Origin of the sequence: Anoxybacillus sp. LAT27, from assembly GCF_022030075.1 — a bacterium.
GTDB lineage: Bacteria > Bacillota > Bacilli > Bacillales > Anoxybacillaceae > Anoxybacillus > Anoxybacillus kestanbolensis.
Genome location: NZ_JAIWYK010000429.1, coordinates 1 through 367, shown reverse-complemented (window position 1 = coordinate 367; position 367 = coordinate 1). Strand labels below are relative to the sequence as shown.

Here is a 367-nt window from a genome sequence, read left to right as displayed (position 1 = left end):
GTCCCGTTCGTTCAGCTCCTGGGCCAGTTGGGCCTGGGCTTCCTGCACGGCGGAAAACTCCAGGGTCAGCACGTCGTCGCGGGAGATGGCGGCGTGCCGGGCAATCGGCATCTCCATCCGCACCCGCCGCGTCCGCAGCGAACGGCCGGCCGCCGCCACGGCCACCCGTTTCAGCGGGCCGTGCGTTTCTTCCAACTGCTCCTTGACCTGCCGAATGACTTTGGAGACGGCGACGACGTCGTGAATCTGTCCGTCCAGCATGGAGCGTTCGTCATGCTCGCGGATGGCGCAGTCGACGATGCGGAACCGATCGCCCACCGGCTCCACGATCAGCCCGACCACGCTGCGGGTTCCAATATCCAAAGCA

General features: G+C 66.2%; 1 pseudogene. It reads right to left on the bottom strand.

From position 1 onward, the window contains the following. Positions 1-367 (bottom strand): annotated as a pseudogene (locus LD028_RS13075) (cell division protein FtsA); the annotation flags it as partial.